We start from the raw sequence: 25954 nt of genomic DNA on the forward strand, positions 1-25954 counted from the left end.
GATATAAATTATATCTTTAGTCCCTATCAATCAATATGGATATTTATTATCATGGCATTTAAAAAATACACACTGGCTGTAGCAGTAATGGCTATCATGTCTGGTTCTGCAATGGCAGAGAATCTCAACGCTGGTCACATCCAGTTTAACGGTCTGGTAAACCCGAATACCTGTACTGTTAAAATGCTGGCCGATTCAGTGACTCAGAATCAAGAAGATTTCAGAATTGCATTGAAAACCGTAGACATTACTGACTTCACTGGTGCTTCTAATAACGACGTAGCCAGTGTTCTCGGTGAAACTAACTTCACTATGGATGTAACTTGCCCTGGTACAGTTACTCCAGACGCACAGAAAAATATCAGCGTACAGTTCAATACGTTTAACGGCACAACTACCGACTCTAGCGGCCTGTTGTTCCCGCAAGAAAATATTGAAGGCGCAGCCGATAACGTTGCACTGGTGCTGAAAAACGCTGACAACAGCCAGGTCAAAATGGGTCAGGCAAACAATGACCAGAAACAACCGTTAGATGCAAACGGTCATGCTTCACTGACTTATAAAGTTGCCTACACCAAGACAGATACTGCCGTGACTGATGGTACCGTTACCGCTTATACCACTTACACCATTAGCTATGAATAAGTAATAAGGCCGTTGCCTTTCTACATCCCTTGGCGACTCCAGGGGATGTTTCTTTCTAATCCAACAGGAAGTGGATCCCATGATGTTCAGCTCACACACGAAAACAGGGTTAAAAACGCTTATAGCCGCAGTTATTGGTTTCGCCTCTTTTCAGAGTAGCGCCGATGTTGTGATCTCCGGCACGCGAATTGTTTACCAACAATCCATGAAAGATGTGATTGTGAATATGACTAACCGGGGTCAAAACCCACTGCTGTTGCAAATCTGGATGGACGACGGACGCGCAAATATCAGCCCACAAGAATTAAAATTGCCGTTTGTCATAACACCGCCTATTACGCGAATGGATCCTGGCAAAGGCCAGTCTGTCCGCGTGACCTATCTGAATCAACCGTTAGCACAGGATCGGGAGTCGTTATTCTGGTTTAACGTTCTGGAAATCCCCAAAAAATCAGCCCAAAAAGAAGGTGAAGGCCAGAACCAATTGCAGCTCGCTTTTCGCACCCGTATTAAGGTATTTTTCCGTCCTGATGGGCTGAAAGGCACCGCTAAAGAAGCGATGAAACAAGTGAAATGGTCACAAACGCTGCAAGGTGGCAAGCTGTCTGTTGTTGGCCGTAATGACTCCCCGTACAACGTTTCCATCTCTGGCGCGGTATTTAAAATTGGCGACAAAAAATATGAAATTAATACACAGTCAATTAAACCCTTCTCTAGTGAAACGATGCCAGTAAAAGGTCTTAGCAGTACGACCAGTGGTGAAGTGGAATATATCGCTATTAATGATTATGGCGGCACCGAGAAAATAGTATCTAAAGTAACAAAATAAACGAGTTAATACACAACATCATATATAAGAACCATCTTCATTTATTTTCTGGGGTTGCTATGTTTTTTCGACGCTCTTTATTATGCCTCGCTATCAGCGCGACGTTCCCGCTTTCGATTCAAGCGGCTGAAAATACATCTACGCAATCAACTAAGCCTGAAACTGAAGAACAGGTAGAATTTAACGAGCAATTTTTATTGAATATGGGCAGCACTGTTGATGTTAACAGATATGCTCAGGGCAACCCTGTTCCGCCGGGTATTTACCGGGTCAAAATCAGCCTAAACGGAATAAATACCGTTACGCAAGAGGTGGAGTTTAAAGACAACGGCACATCCCGCGCCACGCCTTGTATTACGGCTCAACTGCTTAAACAAGCCGGTATTGATATCAAAGCCGTGCCAGATGATAGCATGGGCGAGTCGACCTGCGTCGATATTAAAAAAATCTACCCCAGCTCATCGGTGAATTTCGACAGTTCAAAACTGGTTCTGGAATTGACCGTGCCACAACTTTACGTGTTAAAGCGTCCACCGGGTTATGTCGATCCGTCTTTATGGGATGCGGGTATTCCCGCAGCGTTATTATCATACAATATTAACAGCTGGCACCGGGAAACCGATGGTTATACAACGGATACCGCCTATGCGGGCCTGCAATATGGCCTCAATTTGGGGGCATGGCATCTGCGTTCTCGCGGCACTCTGGACTGGGATAGCGACAATGGCACATCGTACACCAGCCAGGATATTTATCTCCAACGCGATATTCCCGTGCTATCCGCTCAACTTGTGGCGGGTGAAACCTACACCGATGGCGATACCTTTGATTCCGTCAGTATTCGCGGGATGCGTTTGTACAGCGATGACCGCATGCGCCCGGAAGGGACTACCTCCTATTCGCCTGTAATCCGTGGCGTCGCCAACAGCAACGCCAAAGTCAGCGTCGAGCAAAGCGGCCGAAAAATATATGAAACGACCGTCCCGCCAGGGCCATTCGAATTAAATGATTTGAGTACCACCGGTTTTGGTAACGATCTCGAAGTGACCGTTGAAGAGTCTGACGGCAGCAAGCATACCTTTGTGGTGCCTTACTCTTCTGTGACGCAAATGGTGCGTCCTGGAGCTACACGCTGGGAGTTTGGCGCGGGTGAGCTGAACAATGACTCACTGTATGATGCCCCCCAGGTCGGCTATGCCACCGGTTATTACGGCATCAATAACACCTTTACCGGTTATGCTGGCGTGCAGTTTACCGATATGGATTTTTACGCTGGATTGTTGGGTGTCGCGATGAATACGCGTATCGGTGCTTTTGCATTGGACGTCACGCACTCACAGGCGGATATTGAGAATCTGGGCTCGCTCTCAGGTCAGAGCTACCGTTTGACCTACAGTAAAATGATCGAAGCGACCGACACGTCATTCAACATCGCGGCATATCGCTTCTCAACGAAAGATTATCTCAGCCTGAGCGATGCGGCGCAGCTTAACGACGACATTAAACATGGTCGCGACGATCGCAGCATCTACGACTCTAGCGAAGCGCTCTACAGCAACTATCAGCGTACAAAAAACCAGTATCAGGTAAGCATTAGCCAACCGCTGGACTTTTACGGGGAAAATTACGGCTCTTTCTATGCCTCTGGTTCCTGGGAAGATTACTGGAACAACAGTGGTAACACCTCCAGCTATAACATCGGCTACAGCAACAGCTTCCGCTACGGCAGTTATAGCCTCTCCGTGCAACGCTCCTACGACGAAGAAGGGGAGCGCGACGATAGTATCTACTTTAGCATCAGCGTCCCATTGGATGTGTTCTCCAGCGATGGTAAAGGTGTTGCCGGTTTCAACACGCTGAATATGAGCGTAAATAGCGATACAAAAGGCAGCGCCAATATCAATAACTCCGCGAGCGGCAGCGCCCGGAACGGGTTGTTTAACTACTCCATCAGCACGGCCAACAATATCAACAATGATGATAGTAACCTGAATCAGGTGAGTGGCTATGGTTCATGGCGAAGCCCATACGGGCCGCTCTCTGTTTCGTCCTCGTTCTCTGACGATGGCAGCAGGCAGTATTCCGCGAGCTATAACGGCGGGATGGTGCTGCACTCAGGCGGCGTAACTCTGTCACCCGGTTCATTAGACAACAACTCGCCGATTATTCTCGTTCACGCCAGTGGTGCCGAAGGCGCGAAACTGGGCTACGGACAGGGTGAGTTGAATAGCTCCGGTTACGCGCTTATGCCTTACGCCTCCGCCTACCGTGAAAACCGCGTGGGATTAAATATCAGCACGCTGGAGCGTGATGTGGAAGTGAAAAATACCAGTGAAAACGTCGTACCGCGCGATGGCGCAGTGGTAAAAGTCGAGTTTGCAACTGACGAGGGCCGTTCAGTCATCCTTGAATTATTGCGCGATGATAAGGGCTTTATCCCGCTGGGTGCCGATGTTCTGAGCGAGAAAGGCGAACGGGTTGGCGTTGTGGGTCAGGCGGGACAAGCCTATGTGCGCGGCGTGGAAGAAGAAGGCAATCTGCGGGTGGTCTGGGGTAACGAAGCAGATAGCGACTGTACCGTCCATTATAAAATTACGGATAGCGCACAAAAGGCGGGTTTAACAACCGTCCTGGATGGTCAGCGCTGCCATATGCAATAAGTCATTATTTTACAGGGAGCTTCCTTAATGACACATCAAAACGTTAAATATTGCCGTGGTCTGCCGATCGCCATGTTGGCGTTGGCCATTGGTTCTGCCATTCCTCTCACAACCCATGCGACACCAAGTCAATTTGATGTCACGTTTACCGCCAGAATACTGGCAACGACCTGCAACATGGCGGTTAATGATGGTGCCGCGGGCGGCGCAGCCACTGTTTACATTGGCGACGCCGATCACAAAGTCACGTTGGGTGACCTCATCAATGAGCAAAACAGTACCGCGACCTCGGGCCCGACTATCGCCGCCTTTAATATCAAGGCCAGTGGCTGCCCAACATCGCTGCAAAGCATTAAAACGACCATTACAGGCACCCAAAACGGCAACAAGGTATTAGTTCCCAGCAGCACAAGCGATGGCGACGCAAAAGGCGTCGGTGTGAAGATTGCTCGTGCCAGCGCACCAGATCAACCGTTCACCATCTTCACGAGTAAGACCGCGAGCACGGATGGTTCAGAAGTGATTCTCTGGGACACAGCCAGTGAAGTGGGTGATGGAAAACAACTGGATTTGATTGCCCATTTAGTTCCAACCACGACCACCACAGTCGGTCTGACCACGGGTAAGTTTAACGCGATCGCAACGTTTAACTTTGACTATGAATAATTCCAGCGATGATATTACGGAGCGCTACAATGAAATCTAATTCTCTTTTTCTCGCCCTGGTGATGGCTGGTGGGTTATTCAGCACGGTGAGCTATGCCGCAACGACAGGTACAGACTCATTAGCCATTACGTTTTCATCTGAACTTATTCCTGGCACATGTAATTTTGAGGTGCAGGACGGAACAGGCGCTGCGACAAGTACCGTGGATATTGGCAATATCTATAAAAATGATGTTGGGACAGATGCGGCCAAAAAACCGTTTTACATTGCATTCAAAGAGTGTGCGGGGGTGTCCGATATTTATATTACCGCGCAGGCAACCGGCGGCACCTGCGACAGCACCAATTACCCCACTAACGATGTGACGAATACCAACACCTCCATAAAAATACATCAGGAAGAGCACAGCTCACAGAAAACACCGCATCCGCTTAACTGTGCAATGACCCCCACGGGAGGCGATGACACGATCCACCATAGCTTTGGTGCCAGCAGATTAAGCGCTAGCGTCACCTTTGATATGTACGCCACACTGGTACTGGCAAACGGTAAAACGGCATCAGATATTGGCGTCGGCACAGCTACTGCACCCGTTACCTTTTCAATAAGTTACGAATAAGCCATGGATGGGCAACAATGCAACAGAAACTCCTTTCTACACGACCCATCTTCGTTTTACTGGCTGCGCTGGCAGCGGGGCTATGGTCTGCTGCCAGTCCGGCGGAGGACAGCGGAGTGAACGTGAATTTTACGGCCAGGATCCTTGCGAATACTTGCCAGATAAATTTAAAAGACGGTAGTGATGTGACGTTGCCCACAGTGTCTCAGGACTGGTTTTACAACGCAGATAACAGCAACCGCCTGCAACCAGAGACCGACGCAGGCGGTACGCCGTTTGTCATCCAGGTGGTGAGCTGCGATATTTCCGGTACGGAAAGCAACAACAGCCAGCAGGTTCATTTTCAGTTTACGCCGCAATTTGGTATTGACCCGCTTAATAAACGCGTGTTTGCCAATAATGCCACCAGCGGCCAGGCCAGTAACGTTGGGGTAGTGGTTTTTTCTGAAGCGTTCCATACCAACGTATTGAACGATGATGGCAGTTCCGATGTGGTGTATGACCTTTCCGGGAAAGCCGAACCGCGCTTTCCTGCGGATTACACGTTTTACGCCCGTTATCAGAACACCGGCGACGTAGGCAACGGAGTCATCACCAGTAATGTGGTGGTCGACGTCACCTATCAATAAAGGGATTTATGATGAGATTGCGTTATTTACTGCCGTTACTCTTCTGTGTGCTCTCTACATTTGCAGGACAGGCACTGGCGTATAACTGTTGGTTCAGTAAAAATTATACGATTACACTGCCTGATGTCTGGACGAGCAACCAGGCTATTGGGGCAATAGGTGGCCTGACGCTGCCGGAACCCTTCACTGATGTCAACCCAGAAAGTTCTCTACTGTTTTCCGGTATGAGTGACGTAATAACGTGCCCTGTTGAAGGTACCAATAACGTCGTTGAATTATTCCCACCCGATGCCAGTATGGTGGATGCCACCTACACGGCAACATACACTGACGGTGCGACGGTTGGGCTACTAAAAACCAACGTCCCAGGTATTGTTTATACCTATGTGGTCAGATGTACGAGTAACTGCCTTGGCGGTCAGCAATTGTATTTAAACCTGCCGCCTCAGGGAAAAACAACAAAAAGTAGCGCTTCCAGTGCAGGTTATAAAGGGAGTGAAAAAAACTGGGATGTCTTTTTCACGCTGTACCAGACCCCGGAGTATCGCCCTCATCCAGGGCAGACACAGGTAAGGGCCATAGGCGGCACCATCGGCTCTATGCAGATGGGAACGCTGTACGCAAATAAAGTCACGATGAATATCAGCAGTGGTTCGGTGTTATTCACATTAGCCGAACCCACTTGCCGAAGCTACGGCGTCAATGGCGATGCTTATGATCGCACCGTTAACTTTGGTGATTTCTACACGTCCGATTTTAGCAGCGGTGACACTACGGAGAAGAGAACCTTTACACTCGATTTATTCCAGTGCTCGATGAACAAATTCTCCATAACAGTAAATGGCCCAAGCGATGCTTCAGGCAATTATTTGACCAATGGAGCGAGTGGCACCGCTGAAGGCATTGGTGTCGCACTTGCCGCACAGGTAAACGGCAACTGGCATTCAGTCAAATTTGATGGTACCGAAGCATTTGGTGTAGAATTTTCAGGCGATGCCGATTGGTATCATGAAAGTTACTCCATTCCGTTCACCGGACAGTTAAAGAAACTGGGTACGGTTAAAGCCGGCACTTTCGAAAATGCGGCCACGTTCACCGTCAGCTACGAATAAACATCTTACCCCTGCGGCTGGTTGCTGATCAGCCGCGCCATCGTCTCGAGAGAATCCGTTCTTAAAATATACAAACGCTTCAGTAAGAACGGATTATCCCCCGGCTTCACCTTCCCTTTCACCGTCGTCACCGCCAGATGAAAACCAGCGTCGCTCGCCGCCTGTACCGCCGTAGTGTTATAGCCGCCAAACGGATACGAAAGATACTGGACGTGAGGATTGAACTGGGACAGCGCCCGGCGAGAACGGGCAAAATCAAACAGAATGTTGTGATAGCTTCGACTCAGCAGGATTGGCCGGTGATTGGCATCCACACGGTGCAGGAAATGAGTATGCGACTGGAAGTCGAACACGTCGCGGATCTCGTTCAGTTCAGAAAGGCTCATAAACTGCAGCGATTTCGGATCCCACTTCTGCGGGTGACGCTTGATACGTGAGCTAATGATAAACGCCGTGGCTTTAAAGCCATACTGCTTCAGAATCGGGTAAGCATAACGACTCACCGACTTCAGGCCATCGTCGAACGTCAGCACCACCGCCCGCGCCGGGAGGTTCATATTGTTGCGTACATAGCCTTCCAGTTGATACATCGTCAATGTGGTGTAGCCGCGGTCCTGGAGCCAGGCCATCTGGTTACTGAAGGCACGTACGGAGGTCGTCGTGGAGGTATGGCGAAAGCGGGTATTCTCTTCATCGCGCAGAATATGGTGATACGTTAACACCGGGATGCCGTTGTCTTCCTGCGCATCCAGAGCACTGATATAAGCCAGCCTGCCGCCAATGCGGATCTGGAACCACGTCTGGTTGAGTCGATCTTTAAGCTTACTGATAATGGGATAGCGCAGATTATCTGCCAGCACGCCAAACGGGGCGCTACCGATATCTGGAGCGTTATACACCGGCGTATCTTTCCAGGTTACCAGGCTTTGATTGCTAAGCGGTTTATTGAGATCGCCCAGACCATCGTCAACTTTCTGCCTCCCCTGAACCGGCTCCAGATGTCCCTTATCAATAAATCCGGTGCCAAAGCCAAAGGTAAATTCGTAATAGTCTGCCGCAATCGGCTCAACGGCAAGGATCTGCCCGGCGCGAATATTCCCGACCGTCACCATCTTATTGCCAATCTGCGCCCATACGGCGGCCGCTTCGGTGGTTTGCATATAGCGAGCAGGCAAAGCCGCGGCGACGCTGCCAGAGAACAGGAGCACTACAACAAGCAGAACGCGCATAACCATATGAGATAACCGAGGCGAGAAACCTCGGTTATTGTAGCAAAAGCGCCATCAATACCAATGATTAATACTCATACAAATCATGCTTCAACACGAAGGGGGGATTTTTTTGTTGTTGATGCCAGAGGCTGGAGACTTCGGGGCCGCCAAGCGCGACGATGCAATCGCGAAACGCAGAACTGCTCAGCGATTCCCGCGACGAAACCATTCGTTCAAGTAATGGGTAGCTGATACCTGAAATCACTTCACACTGGGGGTGTTTGTGGCTCATTAACGAGGCCACGCGGTACGGCGCGGCCCCGGCCATATCCGTCAGGAAGATCACGCCCTCGCCTGAGTCGGTGGCATGCAGGGCATGGCACATCATGCGGCTTAACATATTCGAGCTGAGCCCACGCCAGAAACTTACCGCCTGACATTGCTCCAACGGACCGTACTTTTTCTCCAGACGATGCAGCATATCCTGTGCCTTATCGTCATGACAGGTAATTACCCAACCTAACATTGCCTACCTCCTTAGCAGGCAAGTAGTTTATCAGGGTGATAAATCGGTAATGGTGATAAGCATCAAAAGTCTTCCTCTCCCGGCCAGGAAGAGGAAGAAAGAATTAGCTACGCAGGCCGCGTCCGCGCTGAATCAGGTACCAGCACAGCAAGTAAAACGCCGCAATGAACACCACCAGCACGCCAAACGTGGTGACCAGCGGAACATCATGAATACCCAGGAAGCCGTAGCGGAAGCCGCTAATCATGTAGACAATTGGGTTCAGATGCGACAGTCCCTGCCAGAACGGCGGCAGCAGCGTTAACGAATAGAACACGCCACCCAAATAGGTCAGCGGCGTCAACACGAAGGTGGGGATCAGGCTGATATCATCAAAGGTTTTTGCAAAGACTGCGTTCAACAAACCGGCCAGCGAGAACAGTACTGCCGTTAGCACCAGCGTGAGCGCCACAAAGACCCAGGAATGCACCTGGAACGGCACGAAGAACAGTGAAATAGCCGTCACCAGAATGCCTACGCACAGGCCACGCGCCACGCCGCCGCCGACGAAACCGGCAATAATCACGTGCGTCGGCACCGGGGCGACCAGCAGCTCTTCAATATTGCGTTGAAACTTGGCGCTAAAGAACGACGAGGCCACGTTGGCGTACGAGTTGGTGATCACTGCCATCATAATCAGCCCCGGCACAATAAACTGCATGTAGCTAAAGCCATGCATTTCGCCGATACGCGAGCCGATCAGGTTACCAAAGATAATAAAATAGAGCGTCATGGTGATGACGGGAGGCACCAAAGTCTGGACCCAGATACGCATAAAGCGGTGGATCTCTTTCGCCCAGATGCTTTTCAGCGCAACCCAGTAAAGCTGCATCATGCGCGATCTCCTTGTTTTTCATGAACCAGAGAAACAAACAGTTCTTCCAGTCGGTTCGCTTTGTTACGCATACTCAATACCTGAATGCCCTGCGCACTCAGCTGAGAAAAGACGCTGTTGACCCCTTGTTCACGCAGAACCTCCACTTCCAGCGTGGAAGTGTCAACCAGCCGGTACTGATAACCTTCCAGTTTCGGCAGCGGGCTTTTCGGCGCCAGATCGAGGATAAAAGTCTCGGATTTCAGTTTGGAGAGCAGGCTCTTCATCGAAGTATTTTCCACCAACTCACCATGCTGAATAATGCCGATATTGCGACACAGCATTTCCGCTTCTTCGAGATAGTGGGTGGTCAGAATAATGGTGGTGCCTTTGTCGTTTAAATCCTTTAAAAAGCCCCACATTGAACGACGTAACTCAATGTCGACGCCCGCCGTTGGTTCATCCAGAATGAGTAATTTCGGCTCGTGCATCAGCGCACGGGCAATCATCAGACGGCGTTTCATCCCGCCGGAAAGCATGCGCGCACGCTCGTTACGTTTTTCCCATAAATCGAGCTGCTTTAAATATAGTTCGCTGCGTTTGACCGCTTCTTTATGCTCAACACCGTAGTAACCCGCCTGGTTGACCACGATCTGCTGCACGGTTTCAAACGGGTTAAAGTTAAACTCCTGCGGCACCAGACCAAGCTGACGTTTAGCATTAACCGTGTCTTTTTCGAGATCGTACCCGAAGACGCTCACCCGCCCGGAGGTTTTATTCACCAACGAGCTGATTATCCCAATGGTGGTGGACTTTCCTGCGCCATTCGGTCCCAAAAGCGCATAGAAATCACCCGCTTCGACTTGCAAATCTATGCCGCGTAACGCTTGAACGCCACCGGGATAGGTTTTTTTAAGTTGTTGAAGTTCCAGAGCAATGGTCATGTTTTTATACTTACCTTACGTTCTGACATTTTATATATAGTTTAATTAATGCTGGAGTTACCCTATATTAGCCCATCGAATTTATCTGGCTTCGGGTCGTACAACTCCATGAAAGACATAGATACACTCATCAGCAACAATGCACTATGGTCAAAGATGCTGGTAGAAGAGGATCCCGGATTTTTTGAAACGCTGACGCATGCCCAGAATCCGCGTTTTCTATGGATTGGATGTTCCGATAGCCGCGTTCCCGCTGAACGTTTAACCGGTCTTGAACCGGGTGAACTGTTTGTTCACCGTAATGTTGCTAATCTGGTTATTCACACCGATCTGAACTGTCTCTCAGTCGTTCAGTATGCGGTGGATGTGCTGGAAGTGGAACATATTATTATATGCGGCCACTATGGATGCGGCGGCGTCCAGGCGGCAATTGAAAATAAAGAACAGGGGCTGATTGATAACTGGTTACTGCACATCCGCGATATCTGGTTCAAACACAGCTCACTGCTGGGCGAAATGCCGCAGGAACGTCGCATGGACACCCTGTGCGAACTGAATGTCATGGAACAGGTCTATAACCTGGGCCACTCAACCATTATGCGTTCAGCCTGGAAGCGCGGTCAGAAAGTGACCATTCACGGCTGGGCATACGGCATTCATGACGGTCTGCTGCGCGATCTGGACGTCACCGCCACCAGCCGCGAAACGCTGGAGCAGCGCTATCGCCAGGGCTTATCTAACCTGAGTCAGAAACACAGCAACCATAAATAATGTGACATTGCCGGGAGGCGGCGACGCCTTACCCGGCCTACAAACCTACACCGTAGGTCTGATAAGCGAAGCGCCATCAGGCGCTCCAGCCAATTACTCGTCCAGCAGCACCACTTTGCCAACATACGGCAGATGACGATAACGCTGCGCATAATCAATGCCGTAACCGACCACAAACTCATCAGGAATTGAGAAGCCGATAAACTCGACCGGAACATTCACTTCACGACGAGAAGGTTTGTCCAGCAGCGTACAAATAGCCAGGGATTTCGGCTCGCGCAGGCTCAGAATTTCACGCACTTTGGACAACGTATTGCCGGAGTCGATGATGTCTTCGACAATCAGCACGTCCTTGCCACGAATGTCTTCATCCAGGTCTTTCAGGATTTTAACATCACGCGTGGTAGACATTCCGCTACCGTAGCTGGATGCCGTCATGAAATCGACTTCGTGAGAGACATGCACTTCGCGGCACAGATCCGCCATAAACATAAATGAGCCACGTAACAGACCAACCAGCACCATATCGCTGCCGCTGTCCTTGTAACGTTCGTTAATCTGGCGCCCCAGTTCAGCAATACGCGCTTTGATCTCCGCTTCCGGGATCATCACTTCAACAGTATGTTTCATAAACCCTATAACTCACTGATTTTTATCAGTTGACACATCATGCAGATCGAAAGAAAGCGCTTACGTTGATACACCGACTGACAGACGGCGACCCGCTCTAACCACAAAACTTGCGACAGCATACAAACAATTCAGTTGATGAAGTATACCAGTAAAGAGAGCGGGTTCCTCTGATAGTTCACAGGAGAACCCGTTTGCGTCGTTTTTTGTACGCTTATTAATCAACACCAGGAGCGCACGGCAGCCTGTGGCTAAAACGTTTCCCAGTGTGGGTCTTGTGGCGAACTCCCCGCGGAGGTCGCTCGTGGAGTATCCTTAGGTGGTTTTCGATGCTCACTGTTGGAGGCATCGCGAGTGATGCGAAATGCCGCCACGGCCAGGCGTAGCTGTTCAGCTTGTTGTTCCAACGAAGCGGCGGCGGCGGCAGACTCCTCTACCAGCGCGGCGTTTTGTTGTGTGACACTGTCCATCTGCGAGACCGCGAGACTCACCTGCTCAATTCCCCGACTCTGCTCCTCCGAGGCGGAGGCGATTTCCCCCATGATGTCCGTCACGCGGGTAACCGCAGCGACAATCTCTTTCATCGTTTTACCCGCGTCCGACACCTGCTGAGATCCCATCCCCACGCTGTGGGTTGAGTTATCAATCAACGCCTTGATCTCTTTGGCTGCCTGAGCGCTACGGCTTGCCAGGGTACGGACTTCGCCCGCCACAACAGCAAATCCGCGGCCCTGCTCTCCTGCTCTGGCAGCCTCAACCGCCGCATTGAGCGCCAGGATATTGGTCTGGAAAGCAATACTGTCGATGACGCTGGTGATCTGCGCAATTTGCTGTGAACTACCGGCAATTTCACTCATTGTATGCACGACAGTATCAACAACCCGTCCACCACGTGCGGCAGTATCAGACGCATTCTTAGCCAGTTGAGTTGCCTGTTTCGCATTGTCCGTATTTTGCTTCACGGTCGCGGTAAGCTGTTCCATGCTGGCGGCTGTCTCTTCAAGTGAAGCAGCCTGCTGCTCGGTACGCGAAGACAGATCGTTGTTACCTGATGAGATTTCCGCTGCACCGCTATGAATCGTTTCTGAGCTGTTACGCACCGACGTGACTGTCGAAATCAGCGACTGTCGCATTTCATCTAAGCCCGTCGCCAAACGCCCCATTTCATTACGTCCCTGGACGTCGAGTTGATGGGTCAAATCACCACGGGTAATAATGCGAATATGCTCCATAATCTGCGCCAGGGGTTTAAGCAGCATATGCTGCAACCCGCTCCAGATCATGCCCAGAACAATGAGCACAGCGACGACAATTGCCCCTAATGTCCATTGCATGCGGGTAAAGCTGTGTTGATTCTCCGCCGCCGCGTGCTGAAGCAGCGCGTTATTTTCGTTACGCCACTGGTCATAGCTGGCTTCCATCTCATCCTGCGCCTTCTGAGCATCAAGATCGCCATAGGCTTGATAGTTATTCGCGCGCAGATACTCTATCGATAACGCCATCACGTCGTGCATCTGCCGATACTGTTTTTCCATTTCAGATGCAATTTGCGGATTCTGCCCCGACACCTGCGGCAATGACTGATAATGCGCAAAGTATCCCTCAGCCTTCTTCATCGACTCACTCGCCGTTTTTAGCAAAGTATCAATTGCCGCCAATGAGGCCGGATCGCGTTGGTTCTTTAAGAAACGAATTGCTACACGGGTTACCGTTACCCGGGTTTTAATCAGCGTATTGACGCTATCACTCAGATTTTCCTGTTGGGCGTTCAGGGTGCCTGAGTTCTGGAAATTATGGCGATCATTGTTTACCGCAGAATAAAAAAAGCTTCCTGTCACGACCTGTAGCAAACAGAAAATGGCGAGAACCAGAAGAATGCCGGTAATAACGCGCACATTTTTAATCATAGTATTTCATCCATTGAACTCACATTGGGTACCCAATGATTATCGGCTCCAAAGGCGATTACTTTATGTGCAATAGCAGAATTTGCAGGAGGAGGGAGTCGTGCGATGAAACGCTGTAAAGAGACAGTGTTTTATCCGGCCTACGAGAGATTTCTGCAGGCCGGATAAGCACAGCGCGATTTATTTAGACGGTGAAGCCGAGCATCATTCCGGTATCTTCATGCTCTAACAGATGGCAGTGCGCCATATAGGCATGCTCTTTTGGCGCATCGTGGTCAAACTTCACCAATACCTCGCTCACGCCGCCTTCTACCCGCACCGTGTCCTTCCATCCCGCGCGGTGTGCGGCTGGCGCTTTGCCATTCTCAGACAAAATGCGGAACTGCGTGCCGTGAATGTGGAACGGATGCAGCATCATGTCGCCCTGACCGGAAATTACCCAGCGTTCGTGCTGCCCTTTCGCCGCGGCAAACATCGGTTTATTCATATCAAACGCCTGACCATTAATCCGGTTGGCGTTATGGAAATCAAACGATCCGCCATGCTTCATGTTGCCCATATCACCATGCTGCATATTCCCCATCTCACCGTGGTTCATATTGCCATGATTCATATTGCCGTGGCCCATATTGTCATTATTCATATGGCCCATCATCTTCCCATGATCCATACCCGCCATGGCCTGAGCACCGTATTTCTTCATCAGCATTTGCATGCCCATCATATCGAGCATCGGATCCATCGACAGCTGCAGCTTGCGCACCGTCAGACCTTCCAGTGACGGCAGCGATGGCATGGATGTCAGCGAATCTGGCAGCGTGCCGGAAGCGGTAATCAGCAACGGTTGAACGCGCATCACCGGGTGCGGCTTATCAAATGGCGCGATCGCCATCCCCATCTGGCTGACTGGCAGAGTGACCAGATCAAAAGCTTTGCCGTCACTGACATCCACCAGCACTTCAAAGCGCTCACCCATCAGCATAGGAAGCTCGGTCACTTTTACCGGTTCCGCCAACAGTCCACCGTCGCTGGCAATGACGTACAAAGGACGATTGTCGCTGGCCGCAATGTTCAGTGAGCGTGCGTTACAACCATTCAGCAGGCGTAGACGCAACCAGCCACGCGGTGCGGCATGCTGAGGATAAATCGCCCCATTGGTCAGCAGCGTATCGCCAAACCAGCCGACGGCGGCGGTCATGATGTCCAGTTGATAATCAACCTGCCCATCAGCAGAGAACTGTTTGTCCTGAATAATCACCGGTACATCATCAATGCCCCACTGCTTAGGCAGCATCAGCTTGCGAATCTCTTCATCTTCAATCAGCACCAGTCCGGCCAGCCCCATCGCTACCTGACGGCCGGTCTTTCCATGCTGATGCGGGTGGAACCAGCATGTTGCCGCCCGCTGATCCGGCGTGAAGGTCACTGAACGTTTCCCGCCCGCCGGGATAATGCCTTGCGGCCCACCGTCGACTTCACCGGGGATTTCCAGACCGTGCCAGTGCAACGTCGTCTCTTCGGCAAGCTGGTTATGGATATCCACGGTCACCGATTGCCCTTTGTTCAGCTTGACCGCAGGTCCGAGTAAATTGCCGTTATATCCCCACGTCGTCGCTGTTTTACCAGCAAAGCTCGATTTTCCGGCTTGCACCACCAATTGCATACGGTTTGAGGCATCCGCGGTTAGCAGGTCAGGAATGGGCAATGCAGGGCGGTCTGCGGCAAATACGCTCCGGCTCCACAGAGGTAACGCTGACGCGACGCCCAGCGCCACGGAGTACTTTAAAAAGTCACGACGTTGCATAATCACTTCCTTATATTCAGCAGCTTAAGCAGGCTATCTTTTAAGCATAAGCCTTCCCCTTACGGGAAGGTCAAGTGAACGGCTAATAATAAAGGTCGTCGCTTCGCTCGCAGTATGCTAACGTTTAAATTCCGTGATGCAGTGGTAGAAGCAATGAAGACGTTTTTCAGAACAGTTTTGTTCGGCAGCCTGATGGTCGTATGCGCAAATAGCTACGCGCTCAGCGAGTCCGAAGCCGAAGATATGGCCGATTTAACGGCAGTTTTTGTTTTTCTGAAAAATGACTGTGGATACCAGAATTTGCCTAATGGGCAGATTCGTCGCGCACTGGTCTTTTTTGCCCAGCAAAACCAGTGGGACCTGAGTAATTACGACACCTTCAATATGAAAGCGCTGGGTGAAGACAGCTACCGCGATCTCAGCGGTATCGGCATCCCGACGGCAAAGAAATGCAAAGCGCTGGCACGTGACTCTCTGAGCCTGCTGGCCTACGTTAAATAGATAGTTTTGCGGAGCCCTCAGGCTCCGCATGAATTAACGCTGTTGCACAAATTCGCGGTATGCCGCCACAACCTGAAGAAAGTCCTCTACACCACAGAGAGAAAAACTTTCTTCGTCGTAGTAGCTCATCCCCTCTTCCATCTCATCGCCAGAGAACTCCAGCTGATTAGCGCGGACCATCACTTCTTCGCCATCCAGCCAGAGCGTGTATTCATGCCCTGCTCTCTGCCAGGAGCGCTCACTGCCCTTAACCGCACGCGCCGCCTGTTCCACTTCATCAAGTAAGGCCAGGTTTTCTTTCACTTCTTCGTTAAACCAGTGCCCCACCACCTCGTGGCCCATGGACATACGCACTTTTACCACTCCGGTAATATCGCGCAGAAATTCGTAATCCATAATGTCTTCCTCTGCTCCCGGCAATGCGCCAATACCGCATTGCGCCTTGCTGTAATTATCGCAGCAGCGCGGCAGAAAAAAAGCGTAGCGGGTATAAGGAATAAAAATAAAAATGCCCGGAGAAGCAGACTTCTCCGGGCATTGATGTGTTTTTACACAAAACGCGTTAGCGCATTACACCGCGGTCTGGAAAATCACACCATCGGCTTTCTCGGTATACTGAGACAGCTGGTCGAAGTTCAGATAACGGTAAGTATCTACGGCCGTTTTATCTACCTGCGCTACATAGGTCTGGTACTCTTCCGCCGTCGGCAGTTTGCCGATCAGCGCCGCAACCGCCGCCAGCTCCGCAGAAGCCAGATAGACGTTCGCCCCGGTACCTAAACGGTTCGGGAAGTTACGGGTAGAGGTCGACACCACCGTTGCGCCGTCGGCTACACGCGCCTGGTTACCCATGCACAGAGAGCAGCCTGGAATTTCGATACGCGCACCGCTCTTACCGAATACGCTGTAGTAGCCTTCTTCAGTCAGCTGAGCGGCGTCCATACGGGTTGGCGGAGCCACCCACAGACGCGTCGGCAGCTGGCCTTTGTGCGCATCCAGAAGCTTACCAGCGGCACGGAAGTGCCCGATGTTAGTCATGCAGGAGCCGATGAACACTTCGTCAATCTTCTCGCCCTGTACGTCAGACAGCAGACGCGCATCGTCCGGATCGTTCGGTGCACACAGGATTGGCTCTTTGATATCCGCCAGATCGATGTCGATCACCGCCGCGTATTCTGCGTCAGCGTCGGCTTCCAGCAACTGCGGATCCGCCAGCCATTTTTCCATGCCCTGCACACGACGTTCCAGCGTACGACGATCGCCATAACCTTCTGCGATCATCCACTTCAGTAGAACGATGTTAGAGTTCAGATACTCAACGATCGGCTCTTTGTTCAGCTTGATGGTACAACCGGCAGCGGAACGCTCAGCGGAGGCATCGGTCAGTTCGAACGCCTGCTCCACTTTGAGATCCGGCAGACCTTCGATTTCAAGGATGCGGCCAGAGAAGATGTTTTTCTTACCTTTCTTCTCAACGGTCAGCAGACCCTGTTTGATCGCGTACAGCGGAATGGCGTGAACCAGATCGCGCAGGGTGATGCCCGGCTGCATTTTGCCTTTGAAACGCACCAGAACGGATTCCGGCATATCCAGCGGCATCACGCCGGTCGCCGCAGCAAACGCCACCAGACCAGAACCTGCCGGGAAGGAGATCCCGATAGGGAAACGGGTATGGGAGTCACCACCGGTACCTACGGTATCCGGCAGCAGCATACGGTTCAGCCAGGAGTGGATAACGCCATCGCCCGGACGCAGGGAGACACCACCACGGTTCATGATGAAGTCTGGCAGCGTATGGTGCGTATTGACGTCCACCGGCTTCGGATAGGCCGCGGTGTGGCAGAAGGACTGCATCACCAGATCAGCAGAGAAGCCCAGGCACGCCAGGTCTTTCAGTTCGTCACGGGTCATTGGGCCAGTGGTATCCTGAGAACCGACGGAGGTCATCTTCGGTTCGCAGTACGCGCCCGGACGGATACCTTTCACGCCACAGGCGCGGCCAACCATTTTCTGTGCCAGGGAGAAGCCACGGCTGCTTTCCGCCACGTCTTTCGCCTGACGGAATACGTCGCTGTGCGGCAGACCCAGCGCTTCGCGCGCCTTGGTAGTCAGGCCGCGACCAATGATCAGCGGAATACGGCCACCGGCGCGAACTTCGTCGATCAGGACTTCAGTTTTCAGCTCAAAGCTTGCCAGCAGTTCGCCGGTTTCGTGGTTGCGTACTTCGCCTTTGAACGGGTAAACGTCAATCACGTCGCCCATATTCATGTTCGACACGTCCACTTCAATCGGCAGTGCGCCCGCATCTTCCATGGTGTTGAAGAAGATAGGTGCAATTTTGCCGCCGAGGCACAGGCCGCCGCCGCGCTTGTTCGGCACATGAGGAATGTCGTCACCCATGAACCACAGCACGGAGTTGGTTGCGGATTTACGCGAAGAACCGGTACCGACAACATCACCCACATAAGCCAGCGGGTAACCTTTTTTCTGCAATTCTTCGATCTGTTTGATCGGGCCAACCACGCCCGGCTGATCCGGTTCGATACCTTCACGGGCGTTTTTCAGCATCGCCAGCGCGTGCAGAGGGATATCCGGACGAGACCATGCATCCGGTGCCGGAGAAAGGTCATCGGTGTTGGTTTCACCCGTCACTTTGAAGACGGTAACGGTGATTTTTTCAGCCAGAGCCGGACGGTTCAGGAACCATTCGGCATCAGCCCAGGATTGCATTACCTGCTTCGCATATTCGTTGCCCGCTTTGGCTTTTTCTTCTACGTCGTAGAAGTTATCGAACATCAGCAGTGTTGAAGAGAGCGCTTTAGCGGCAATTGGTGCCAGTTTTGCGTCGTCCAGCGCGTCGATCAGCGGATGAATGTTGTAGCCACCCTGCATGGTGCCCAGCAGTTCAATGGCTTTTTCTGGGGTAACCAGCGGGGAGGTGGTGTCGCCTTTCGCGACAGCGGCGAGAAAACCAGCTTTAACATAAGCGGCTTCATCTACGCCAGGAGGAACGCGGTTGATCAACAGGTCTAACAGGAATTCTTCTTCGCCCACAGGCGGGGTCTTCAGCAGCTCGACAAGTGCAGCCATTTGGGTTGCGTCTAAAGGTTTTGGCACAATCCCCTGGGCAGCACGCTCAGCTACGTGCTTACGGTATTCTTCTAGCACGACGATATCTCCTCGCTCTCATTGTCATAATGCGGCGCTTTTGTAGATGGGCGATTCTCTTCACGCTCCTGTGAGACAGTAGTTAGTAGGGTAAATGCCCGGTACCGCATAAGGCACAATAACAGGATTTTCACTAAGTGTTAATCCGTTTACAAAAAAGCAACATAAAAAATTGGCTGAATCGTTAAGAATGGTATAGCGACAAGGCGCAACGCAATTTAGGCTGCCTGAAACCTCCCTGAAACGGTTGATTTTTAAGCGCGATCGGCTGAATATTCCAGCGATTTTCCCGCCATCAGATATAATTGTGTAATAAATCTTCACACTCTTTTTCCGGACTTACCGGGCGAATCCCCAATAAAAGTCAAAACTGTCTAACACGGGTGAATAATACTCGCGGCAACAGGAACGCCTCACGGCACAGCGCTTGTCTCGTTGGAGTCATTTTATGAAGTTGCCCCTTAAGCCACATCTGCTTGTCCTTTTGTGCAGTGCCGGGCTGTTTGCCGCCTCTGGCGTGATGTTCGTTAAAAGTCGCACAACGGAGCCTGCTGCTCCGGCCCCCGTTGCGCAGCAACCGTCAACACCGGCCCCAGCTCCGGTAGCAGCCCCTGCCCCGGTAGAGCAAACTGCGCCCGCCGCGGCACCAACCTACTCGGCAGCACAAATCGATCAGTGGGTTGCGCCTATCGCGCTCTATCCAGACTCGCTGCTGTCGCAAATTTTGATGGCCTCAACCTATCCGGCTAACGTTATCCAGGCCGCACAGTGGTCAAAAGACAATCCCAAAATGCAGGGCGATGCCGCCATTCAGGCCGTTGCCAGCCAACCCTGGGATCCCAGCGTGAAATCGCTGGTTGCCTTTCCTCAGTTGATGTCGCTGATGGGTGAAAATCCGCCGTGGGTACAAAGTCTGGGCGATGCTTTCCTCGCACAGCCGAAAGACGTCATGGATTCCGTTCAACGTCTGCGCGCGCTGGCGCAACAGACCGGTGCGTTGCAATCAACACCGCAACAGACCGTCACTACCGTGACCAAAGCGGCGCCAGCTAAAACCGTCACCAGCGAGTCGACGACCAGTTCAGCGACCACAACAGCCACAACCACCTCAACAAGCCCAACGGTTATCAAGATTGAATCCGCCGATCCGCAGGTGGTGTACGTTCCTACCTATAACCCGAACACGGTTTACGGTACCTGGCCGAATACCGCTTATCCGCCAACTTATCTGCCGCCTACGCCCGGCGAGCAGTTTGGCAACAGCTTCGTTAACGGTTTAGGCTTCAGCCTCGGTGTTGCCACAACCTATGCCATCTTCAGCAACATCGACTGGGATGACGACGATGATCACCATCATAATGATGACTGGGATAACCATGGCGGCTATAACCGTAATGGTGATAACAACATCAACATTAACGTTGATAACTTCAATAAAATCAGTGGGCAACGGCTGACAGATGCCAACCGTACCTGGCAGCATAACCCGGCCTATCGTGAGGGTGTGCCATACCCAAATAACCAGCTCAATAACCGCTTCCACTCCACTAACACAGCTACGGGCTTAAGTTCGACCCAGCAAAGACCGGTCAATCGTGATAGCCAGCGCCAGGCTGCGATGAGCCAAATGGAAAAATCAACGGGGAAAACATTCCCACAGACAGCGCGCTCGGGCACGAAAGACGCTCAGCGTCAGGCGTCCAGCCAACAGCTGAAGCAAATTTCACAGCGTAATAACTACCGCGGTTACGATACCAAGCCACAAACCGCGAAACGGACAAGCACACAGCAACGTGAGAATCGTCAGGCAGTCGCCCAGCGACAGGAGAAAAGGGTCACGCAACCGGCGCAGCAACGCAATGTGCAACAGCGCAATCTTCAACAGCGAACCAGTCAGCCGCGCGCTAATGCGCTGAGCGGTAACGACAGTCGCTCCGCCAACTGGCAGGCACAGCAACAGCGAGGTGCCCAGAGCCGGCAGGTCGCCCGTAATCAGCCATCGCGCCAGCCTTCTGGCGGGCGTGCTGAGCACCGTGAATTCCGTCATCGTTAAGGGAACCAACATGAAAAATAAACTACTCAGTGGAATGGTGTTGTTCATGGTTTCGGCTACCGCGATGGCACAACAATCCTTCAGCACACCAGACCAGGCGACCGATGCGCTGGCAAACGCGATCAGTGAGCAAAATGAAAGTGCAATGAGCAACCTGCTCGGGGAAAACTGGCGTGATTTTCTGCCGCCAGAAGGCGTCGATCCTGATGCGGTTGACCGCTTCCTGCGCGACTGGAAGGTTCGCCATAGCACCGTTATCGACGGCAATACGGCGCATCTTGTGGTTGGGGACAGCGACTGGCAACTGCCAATCCCGGTCGTCAAAAACGCTTCAGGCTGGCAATTTGATATCAAGGAAGCGGCCGAAGAGATCCTGACTCGTGAGATTGGACGCAACGAACTTGCTGCCATCGAGGCGTTGCACGCCTATGTGGATGCTCAGCAGAGCTATTTTGCGATGAACCAGAAATACGCGCAAAAGATTGTCAGTTCTGAAGGGAAAAAGGATGGTCTGTACTGGCCTGTTTCGCCCGGCGAAGCGCCAAGCCCGCTTGGCCCAGCCTTCAGTCCACAGGAGCCGGGCATGGGCTATCACGGCTATAGCTTCCGAATCCTTCCCGATAAAACCAGCGGCTTTGCCATGGTGGCCTGGCCCGTTAGCTACGATCACACCGGCGTGATGAGTTTTATGATTAACGGTGAAGACAAAGTCTACCAGGCCGATCTCGGTGTTGAATCACAGCAGAAAGCACAAGCGTTAACCACATTCCATCCGGATAAAAACTGGCAACCCGTAGCACCGTAAAGCGAGGTTAAGCCGTAGGCCGGGTTAGCACTAGCGCCACCCGGCATGTTGCCCGAAATAACGGGTAGCTTCAGGCAAAAAAAAACGCCTCCGAAGAGGCGTTTTCACAAAAGGGAGAAGATTACTTCTTCTTCGCTTTCGGGTTTGGCAGGTCGGTAATGCTACCTTCAAAGATTTCTGCCGCCAGGCCCACTGACTCGTGCAGAGTCGGGTGCGCGTGGATGGTCAGCGCGATATCTTCAGCGTCACAACCCATTTCGATCGCCAGACCGATTTCGCCCAGCAGCTCGCCGCCGTTGGTACCGACAATCGCACCACCGATAACACGGTGAGATTCTTTGTCGAAAATCAGTTTGGTCATACCGTCTGCACAGTCGGAAGCGATAGCACGGCCAGAAGCAGCCCACGGGAAGGTGGCGGTTTCGTAGCTAATGCCTTTTTCTTTCGCTTCTTTCTCGGTCAGACCAACCCATGCAACTTCTGGTTCAGTGTATGCAATGGATGGGATAACTTTCGGATCGAAGTAGTGTTTCTTGCCGGCGATAACTTCAGCGGCAACATGACCTTCATGAACACCTTTGTGTGCCAGCATCGGCTGACCGACGATATCGCCGATAGCAAAGATGTGCGGCACGTTGGTGCGCAGCTGTTTGTCAACGCGGATGAAGCCACGGTCGTCAACTTCCACGCCAGCTTTGCCCGCGTCGAGGTTTTTACCGTTCGGTACACGACCGATAGCAACCAACACAGCATCGTAACGCTGAGCTTCGGCAGGGGCTTTTTTACCTTCCATGGAAACGTAGATACCGTCTTCTTTCGCTTCAACGGCGGTCACTTTGGTTTCCAGCATCAGGTTGAATTTCTTGCTGATGCGCTTGGTGAAGACTTTAACCACGTCTTTGTCGGCAGCCGGGATAACCTGGTCGAACATTTCAACCACGTCGATCTCTGAACCCAGCGCATGGTACACGGTACCCATTTCCAGACCGATGATACCGCCGCCCATTACCAGCAGGCGCTTAGGAACAGTTTTAAGTTCCAGTGCATCGGTGGAATCCCACACGCGCGGATCTTCATGCGGAATAAACGGCAGTTCGATCGGACGGGAACCCGCCGCGATGATCGCGTTGTCGAAGTTGATCACGGTTTTGCCGTTTTCGCCTTCAACTTCCAGGGTGTTTGCCCCGGTAAATTTACCCAGACCGTTAACCACTTTCACTTTACGGCCTTTGGCCATACCCGCCAGACCGCCGGTCAGCTGAGTGATAACTTTTTCTTTCCAGGTACGAATCTTGTCGATATCGGTTTTCGGCTCGCCAAAAACGATACCGTGTTCAGCCAGTGCTTTGGCTTCTTCGATAACTTTTGCTACGTGCAGCAGCGCTTTAGAAGGGATACAGCCGACGTTCAGACAAACACCGCCAAGGGTGCTGTAACGTTCTACGATGACGGTCTCCAGACCTAAATCTGCGCAACGGAAGGCAGCAGAGTAACCTGCAGGGCCTGCCCCAAGTACCACGACCTGAGTTTTGATTTCAGTGCTCATCATGACCTCTTAATTTATACCCGTCGTCCAGCGGGTCGTTCTATCCGCCCGTATTTTACAAAATTGTTAACAATTTTGAAACAACAAACGGCAACCGATTTGTCTTTCGCACAATAACCTCACTGACTTCATGAGATTACCAGAAAAAAGCCGGCCGTCGGGCCGGCTTTTTCGCTTACATCACCAGGCGGCGAATGTCAGACAGCATGTTGTTGATGATGGTGATAAAGCGCGCACCATCCGCACCGTCAATTACACGGTGGTCGAAGGAGAGCGAAATCGGCATCATCAGACGCGGCATAAACTCTTTACCGTTCCACACTGGCTCCATAGAGGACTTGGAGACACCGAGGATAGCCACTTCCGGCGCGTTCACAATCGGCGCGAAGTGGGTAGTACCCAAGCCACCGATGCTGGAGATGGTGAAGCAACCGCCCTGCATTTCGCCAGCGGTCAGCTTGCCATCACGCGCTTTCTTGGAGATCACGGTCAGTTCACGAGACAGCTCGGTAATGCTCTTCTTGTTCACGTCTTTGAAGACCGGAACAACCAGACCATTCGGAGTATCAACCGCTACACCGATGTTGATGTATTTCTTCAGGGTCAGGCGCTGACCGTCTTCAGACAGGGAGCTGTTGAAGCGCGGCATCTGTTCCAGAGCTGCGGCAACGGCTTTCATGATGAAGACTACTGGGGTGAATTTCACGTCCAGTTTACGTTTTTCAGCTTCGGCGTTCTGCTGTTTACGGAACGCTTCCAGATCGGTGATATCGGTCTTATCGAAGTGAGTAACGTGCGGGATCATCACCCAGTTACGGCTCAGGTTAGCACCAGAGATTTTCTGGATACGGCCCAGTTCCACTTCTTCGATTTCACCAAACTTGCTGAAGTCCACTTTCGGCCAAGGCAGCATGCCCGGGATACCGCCGCCTGCTGCTGCAGCCGGAGCCGCTTCAGCACGCTTGATAGCGTCTTTCACGTAAGCCTGAACGTCTTCACGCAGGATACGACCTTTACGGCCAGAACCTTTCACTTTCGCCAGGTTCACACCGAATTCACGCGCCAGGCGACGAATCAGCGGCGTTGCATGAACATAAGCGTCGTTTTCAGCAAACTCAGATTTGCCTTCCGCTTTTGCGGCCGGAGCTGCGGCTTGCGCAGGCGCTGGTGCAGCGGCCGGAGCCGGAGCAGCTGCTTGTGCAGGAGCGGCTGCAGGTGCTGCGCCTTCGACTTCGAAGACCATAATCAGAGAACCGGTTTTAACTTTGTCGCCGGTGCTGATTTTGATTTCTTTCACGGTACCTGCGAACGGTGCCGGAACTTCCATCGACGCTTTATCGCCTTCAACGGTGATCAGTGACTGCTCAGCGGCAATTTTATCGCCCACTTTAACCATCACTTCAGTGACTTCAACTTCGTCACCACCGATATCCGGTACGTTAACTTCTTTCGAGCCGGAAGCAGCCGGAGCCGCCGCTGCTGCTGGAGCAGCCGCCTGAGCCGGTGCAGCAGCAGGCGCTGCGCCCGCCACTTCGAAGACCATAATCAGGGAACCGGTAGACACTTTGTCACCCGTGTTGATTTTGATCTCTTTAACGGTACCTGCGAACGGCGCCGGAACTTCCATAGAGGCTTTGTCACCTTCAACGGTGATCAGAGACTGTTCAGCCGCAACGGTATCGCCCACTTTAACCATGATCTCGGTAACTTCTACTTCGTCACCGCCGATGTCAGGTACGTGTACGTCTTTCGCCGCAGAGGCAGCAGGTGCTGCTGCCGGAGCTGCTTCTTTCTTCTCTTCTGCCTGAGCAGGTGCAGCTGCTGCTGCACCGTCGGCGGAATCGAAAATCATGATCAGTTTGCCGGTCTCAGTTTTGTCGCCAACAGAGACTTTGATCTCTTTAACGATACCCGCCTGAGGGGACGGAACTTCCATAGAGGCTTTGTCGCCTTCTACGGTGATCAGCGACTGTTCAGCTTCAACTTTGTCGCCTACTTTGACCAGGATCTCGGTGATTTCAACTTCATCAGCCCCGATGTCCGGTACATTGATTTCGATAGCCATTATTCTTTT

The 25954-nt window shown here is 51.9% G+C and carries 22 protein-coding genes; 11 read left to right on the plus strand and 11 right to left on the minus strand.

The window, feature by feature from the left end; all coding sequences use genetic code 11:
* The first annotated feature begins 51 nt into the window (after positions 1–51).
* The 7 genes from OGX89_RS03000 to OGX89_RS03030 all read left to right on the plus strand — a co-directional run bounded on the left by OGX89_RS03000 (position 52) and on the right by OGX89_RS03030 (position 7161).
* The gene (locus OGX89_RS03000) at positions 52–645 is read left to right on the plus strand and encodes a fimbrial protein (protein ID WP_063941127.1); all 594 of its coding nucleotides are present in this window, start codon (positions 52–54) and stop codon (positions 643–645) included.
* 82 nt (positions 646–727) lie between these two features.
* The gene (locus tag OGX89_RS03005; protein WP_126956950.1) at positions 728–1474 is read left to right on the plus strand and encodes a fimbrial chaperone; all 747 of its coding nucleotides are present in this window, start codon (positions 728–730) and stop codon (positions 1472–1474) included.
* A 59-nt stretch (positions 1475–1533) separates the two neighbouring features.
* Positions 1534–4134, plus strand: coding sequence for an outer membrane usher protein (locus OGX89_RS03010; RefSeq protein ID WP_126956866.1), 2601 nt, complete (start codon positions 1534–1536; stop codon positions 4132–4134).
* A gap of 27 nt (positions 4135–4161) precedes the next feature.
* Positions 4162–4800: a fimbrial protein gene (locus OGX89_RS03015; protein ID WP_126956868.1), complete on the plus strand. Its 639-nt coding sequence runs from the start codon at positions 4162–4164 to the stop codon at positions 4798–4800.
* Between the two features lie 29 nt (positions 4801–4829).
* Positions 4830–5420: a fimbrial protein gene (locus tag OGX89_RS03020; protein WP_126956870.1), complete on the plus strand. Its 591-nt coding sequence runs from the start codon at positions 4830–4832 to the stop codon at positions 5418–5420.
* A 17-nt stretch (positions 5421–5437) separates the two neighbouring features.
* Entirely contained in the window at positions 5438–6049 is a 612-nt protein-coding gene (locus OGX89_RS03025) for a fimbrial-like protein (protein ID WP_126956872.1), read from the plus strand.
* An 8-nt stretch (positions 6050–6057) separates the two neighbouring features.
* Positions 6058–7161, plus strand: a complete 1104-nt coding sequence (locus OGX89_RS03030) for a fimbrial protein (protein ID WP_126956874.1) — start codon at positions 6058–6060, stop codon at positions 7159–7161.
* 5 nt (positions 7162–7166) lie between these two features.
* Here OGX89_RS03030 and OGX89_RS03035 read toward each other — a convergent pair whose 3' ends face one another.
* The 4 genes from OGX89_RS03035 to OGX89_RS03050 all read right to left on the minus strand — a co-directional run bounded on the left by OGX89_RS03035 (position 7167) and on the right by OGX89_RS03050 (position 10695).
* Positions 7167–8396, minus strand: a complete 1230-nt coding sequence (locus OGX89_RS03035) for a polysaccharide deacetylase family protein (protein WP_126956876.1) — start codon at positions 8394–8396, stop codon at positions 7167–7169.
* 61 nt (positions 8397–8457) lie between these two features.
* A complete protein-coding gene (locus OGX89_RS03040) occupies positions 8458–8898 on the minus strand; it encodes a PTS sugar transporter subunit IIA (RefSeq protein WP_126956878.1) in 441 nt (146 codons plus the stop codon).
* Positions 8899–9001: 103 nt separating this feature from the next.
* Positions 9002–9772, minus strand: a complete 771-nt coding sequence (locus OGX89_RS03045) for an ABC transporter permease (RefSeq protein WP_003829467.1) — start codon at positions 9770–9772, stop codon at positions 9002–9004.
* On the minus strand, positions 9769–10695 hold the full coding sequence (locus OGX89_RS03050; RefSeq protein ID WP_003829469.1) for an ABC transporter ATP-binding protein: 927 nt from the start codon (positions 10693–10695) through the stop codon (positions 9769–9771). Before OGX89_RS03050 ends, OGX89_RS03045 begins: the two co-directional genes overlap by 4 nt.
* A gap of 108 nt (positions 10696–10803) precedes the next feature.
* Here OGX89_RS03050 and can point away from each other — a divergent pair, with 108 nt between their 5' ends.
* Positions 10804–11466, plus strand: a complete 663-nt coding sequence (gene can / locus OGX89_RS03055; protein WP_003018654.1) for a carbonate dehydratase — start codon at positions 10804–10806, stop codon at positions 11464–11466.
* Positions 11467–11559: 93 nt separating this feature from the next.
* On the opposite strand, the gene hpt is transcribed toward can, so the two are convergent.
* From hpt to cueO, 3 genes are all read right to left on the minus strand, one after another.
* Positions 11560–12096, minus strand: a complete 537-nt coding sequence (gene hpt / locus OGX89_RS03060) for a hypoxanthine phosphoribosyltransferase (protein ID WP_003018658.1) — start codon at positions 12094–12096, stop codon at positions 11560–11562.
* Between the two features lie 251 nt (positions 12097–12347).
* Positions 12348–14003: a methyl-accepting chemotaxis citrate transducer gene (gene tcp, locus OGX89_RS03065; protein ID WP_063941119.1), complete on the minus strand. Its 1656-nt coding sequence runs from the start codon at positions 14001–14003 to the stop codon at positions 12348–12350.
* A 184-nt stretch (positions 14004–14187) separates the two neighbouring features.
* Positions 14188–15807, minus strand: coding sequence for a multicopper oxidase CueO (gene cueO / locus OGX89_RS03070; protein WP_063941118.1), 1620 nt, complete (start codon positions 15805–15807; stop codon positions 14188–14190).
* A 153-nt stretch (positions 15808–15960) separates the two neighbouring features.
* Here cueO and OGX89_RS03075 point away from each other — a divergent pair, with 153 nt between their 5' ends.
* Positions 15961–16308 (plus strand): YacC family pilotin-like protein, encoded by a 348-nt coding sequence (locus OGX89_RS03075; RefSeq protein ID WP_286559905.1) that lies wholly within the window; start codon positions 15961–15963, stop codon positions 16306–16308.
* 33 nt (positions 16309–16341) lie between these two features.
* On the opposite strand, the gene yacL is transcribed toward OGX89_RS03075, so the two are convergent.
* Positions 16342–16704: a protein YacL gene (gene yacL / locus OGX89_RS03080; RefSeq protein WP_003018670.1), complete on the minus strand. Its 363-nt coding sequence runs from the start codon at positions 16702–16704 to the stop codon at positions 16342–16344.
* Positions 16705–16878: 174 nt separating this feature from the next.
* Positions 16879–19476 carry a bifunctional aconitate hydratase 2/2-methylisocitrate dehydratase gene (gene acnB, locus OGX89_RS03085; RefSeq protein WP_003829483.1) on the minus strand — a complete coding sequence of 866 codons (2598 nt, stop codon included), beginning with the start codon at positions 19474–19476 and terminating at the stop codon, positions 16879–16881.
* Positions 19477–19924: 448 nt separating this feature from the next.
* Here acnB and OGX89_RS03090 point away from each other — a divergent pair, with 448 nt between their 5' ends.
* Both OGX89_RS03090 and OGX89_RS03095 read left to right on the plus strand, forming a co-directional pair.
* Positions 19925–21529 carry a DUF3300 domain-containing protein gene (locus OGX89_RS03090; protein ID WP_126956880.1) on the plus strand — a complete coding sequence of 535 codons (1605 nt, stop codon included), beginning with the start codon at positions 19925–19927 and terminating at the stop codon, positions 21527–21529.
* Positions 21530–21539: 10 nt separating this feature from the next.
* Positions 21540–22334, plus strand: a complete 795-nt coding sequence (locus OGX89_RS03095; RefSeq protein ID WP_003829485.1) for a DUF2950 family protein — start codon at positions 21540–21542, stop codon at positions 22332–22334.
* A gap of 121 nt (positions 22335–22455) precedes the next feature.
* Here the strand turns inward: OGX89_RS03095 and lpdA are convergent, their stop codons facing one another.
* Together lpdA and aceF are read right to left on the minus strand one after the other, a co-directional pair.
* Positions 22456–23880, minus strand: a complete 1425-nt coding sequence (gene lpdA, locus OGX89_RS03100; protein WP_003829486.1) for a dihydrolipoyl dehydrogenase — start codon at positions 23878–23880, stop codon at positions 22456–22458.
* Between the two features lie 175 nt (positions 23881–24055).
* The gene (gene aceF, locus OGX89_RS03105) at positions 24056–25945 is read right to left on the minus strand and encodes a pyruvate dehydrogenase complex dihydrolipoyllysine-residue acetyltransferase (protein ID WP_003829487.1); all 1890 of its coding nucleotides are present in this window, start codon (positions 25943–25945) and stop codon (positions 24056–24058) included.
* Positions 25946–25954: the final 9 nt, after the last annotated feature.

The organism is Citrobacter sp. Cpo103, from assembly GCF_030332605.1.
Lineage (GTDB): Bacteria > Pseudomonadota > Gammaproteobacteria > Enterobacterales > Enterobacteriaceae > Citrobacter > Citrobacter portucalensis.

Excerpts from the sequence above, each read along its gene's own strand:
- OGX89_RS03000 (WP_063941127.1), top strand. The coding sequence starts at position 52 with ATGGCATTTAAAAAATACACACTGGCTGTAGCAGTAATGGCTATCATG.
- OGX89_RS03005 (WP_126956950.1), top strand. The coding sequence starts at position 728 with ATGTTCAGCTCACACACGAAAACAGGGTTAAAAACGCTTATAGCCGCA.
- OGX89_RS03010 (WP_126956866.1), top strand. The coding sequence starts at position 1,534 with ATGTTTTTTCGACGCTCTTTATTATGCCTCGCTATCAGCGCGACGTTC.
- OGX89_RS03015 (WP_126956868.1), top strand. The coding sequence starts at position 4,162 with ATGACACATCAAAACGTTAAATATTGCCGTGGTCTGCCGATCGCCATG.
- OGX89_RS03020 (WP_126956870.1), top strand. The coding sequence starts at position 4,830 with ATGAAATCTAATTCTCTTTTTCTCGCCCTGGTGATGGCTGGTGGGTTA.
- OGX89_RS03025 (WP_126956872.1), top strand. The coding sequence starts at position 5,438 with ATGCAACAGAAACTCCTTTCTACACGACCCATCTTCGTTTTACTGGCT.
- OGX89_RS03030 (WP_126956874.1), top strand. The coding sequence starts at position 6,058 with ATGATGAGATTGCGTTATTTACTGCCGTTACTCTTCTGTGTGCTCTCT.
- OGX89_RS03035 (WP_126956876.1), bottom strand. The coding sequence starts at position 8,396 with ATGGTTATGCGCGTTCTGCTTGTTGTAGTGCTCCTGTTCTCTGGCAGC.
- OGX89_RS03040 (WP_126956878.1), bottom strand. The coding sequence starts at position 8,898 with ATGTTAGGTTGGGTAATTACCTGTCATGACGATAAGGCACAGGATATG.
- OGX89_RS03045 (WP_003829467.1), bottom strand. The coding sequence starts at position 9,772 with ATGATGCAGCTTTACTGGGTTGCGCTGAAAAGCATCTGGGCGAAAGAG.
- OGX89_RS03050 (WP_003829469.1), bottom strand. The coding sequence starts at position 10,695 with ATGACCATTGCTCTGGAACTTCAACAACTTAAAAAAACCTATCCCGGT.
- can (WP_003018654.1), top strand. The coding sequence starts at position 10,804 with ATGAAAGACATAGATACACTCATCAGCAACAATGCACTATGGTCAAAG.
- hpt (WP_003018658.1), bottom strand. The coding sequence starts at position 12,096 with ATGAAACATACTGTTGAAGTGATGATCCCGGAAGCGGAGATCAAAGCG.
- tcp (WP_063941119.1), bottom strand. The coding sequence starts at position 14,003 with ATGATTAAAAATGTGCGCGTTATTACCGGCATTCTTCTGGTTCTCGCC.
- cueO (WP_063941118.1), bottom strand. The coding sequence starts at position 15,807 with ATGCAACGTCGTGACTTTTTAAAGTACTCCGTGGCGCTGGGCGTCGCG.
- OGX89_RS03075 (WP_286559905.1), top strand. The coding sequence starts at position 15,961 with ATGAAGACGTTTTTCAGAACAGTTTTGTTCGGCAGCCTGATGGTCGTA.
- yacL (WP_003018670.1), bottom strand. The coding sequence starts at position 16,704 with ATGGATTACGAATTTCTGCGCGATATTACCGGAGTGGTAAAAGTGCGT.
- OGX89_RS03090 (WP_126956880.1), top strand. The coding sequence starts at position 19,925 with ATGAAGTTGCCCCTTAAGCCACATCTGCTTGTCCTTTTGTGCAGTGCC.
- OGX89_RS03095 (WP_003829485.1), top strand. The coding sequence starts at position 21,540 with ATGAAAAATAAACTACTCAGTGGAATGGTGTTGTTCATGGTTTCGGCT.
- lpdA (WP_003829486.1), bottom strand. The coding sequence starts at position 23,880 with ATGAGCACTGAAATCAAAACTCAGGTCGTGGTACTTGGGGCAGGCCCT.
- aceF (WP_003829487.1), bottom strand. The coding sequence starts at position 25,945 with ATGGCTATCGAAATCAATGTACCGGACATCGGGGCTGATGAAGTTGAA.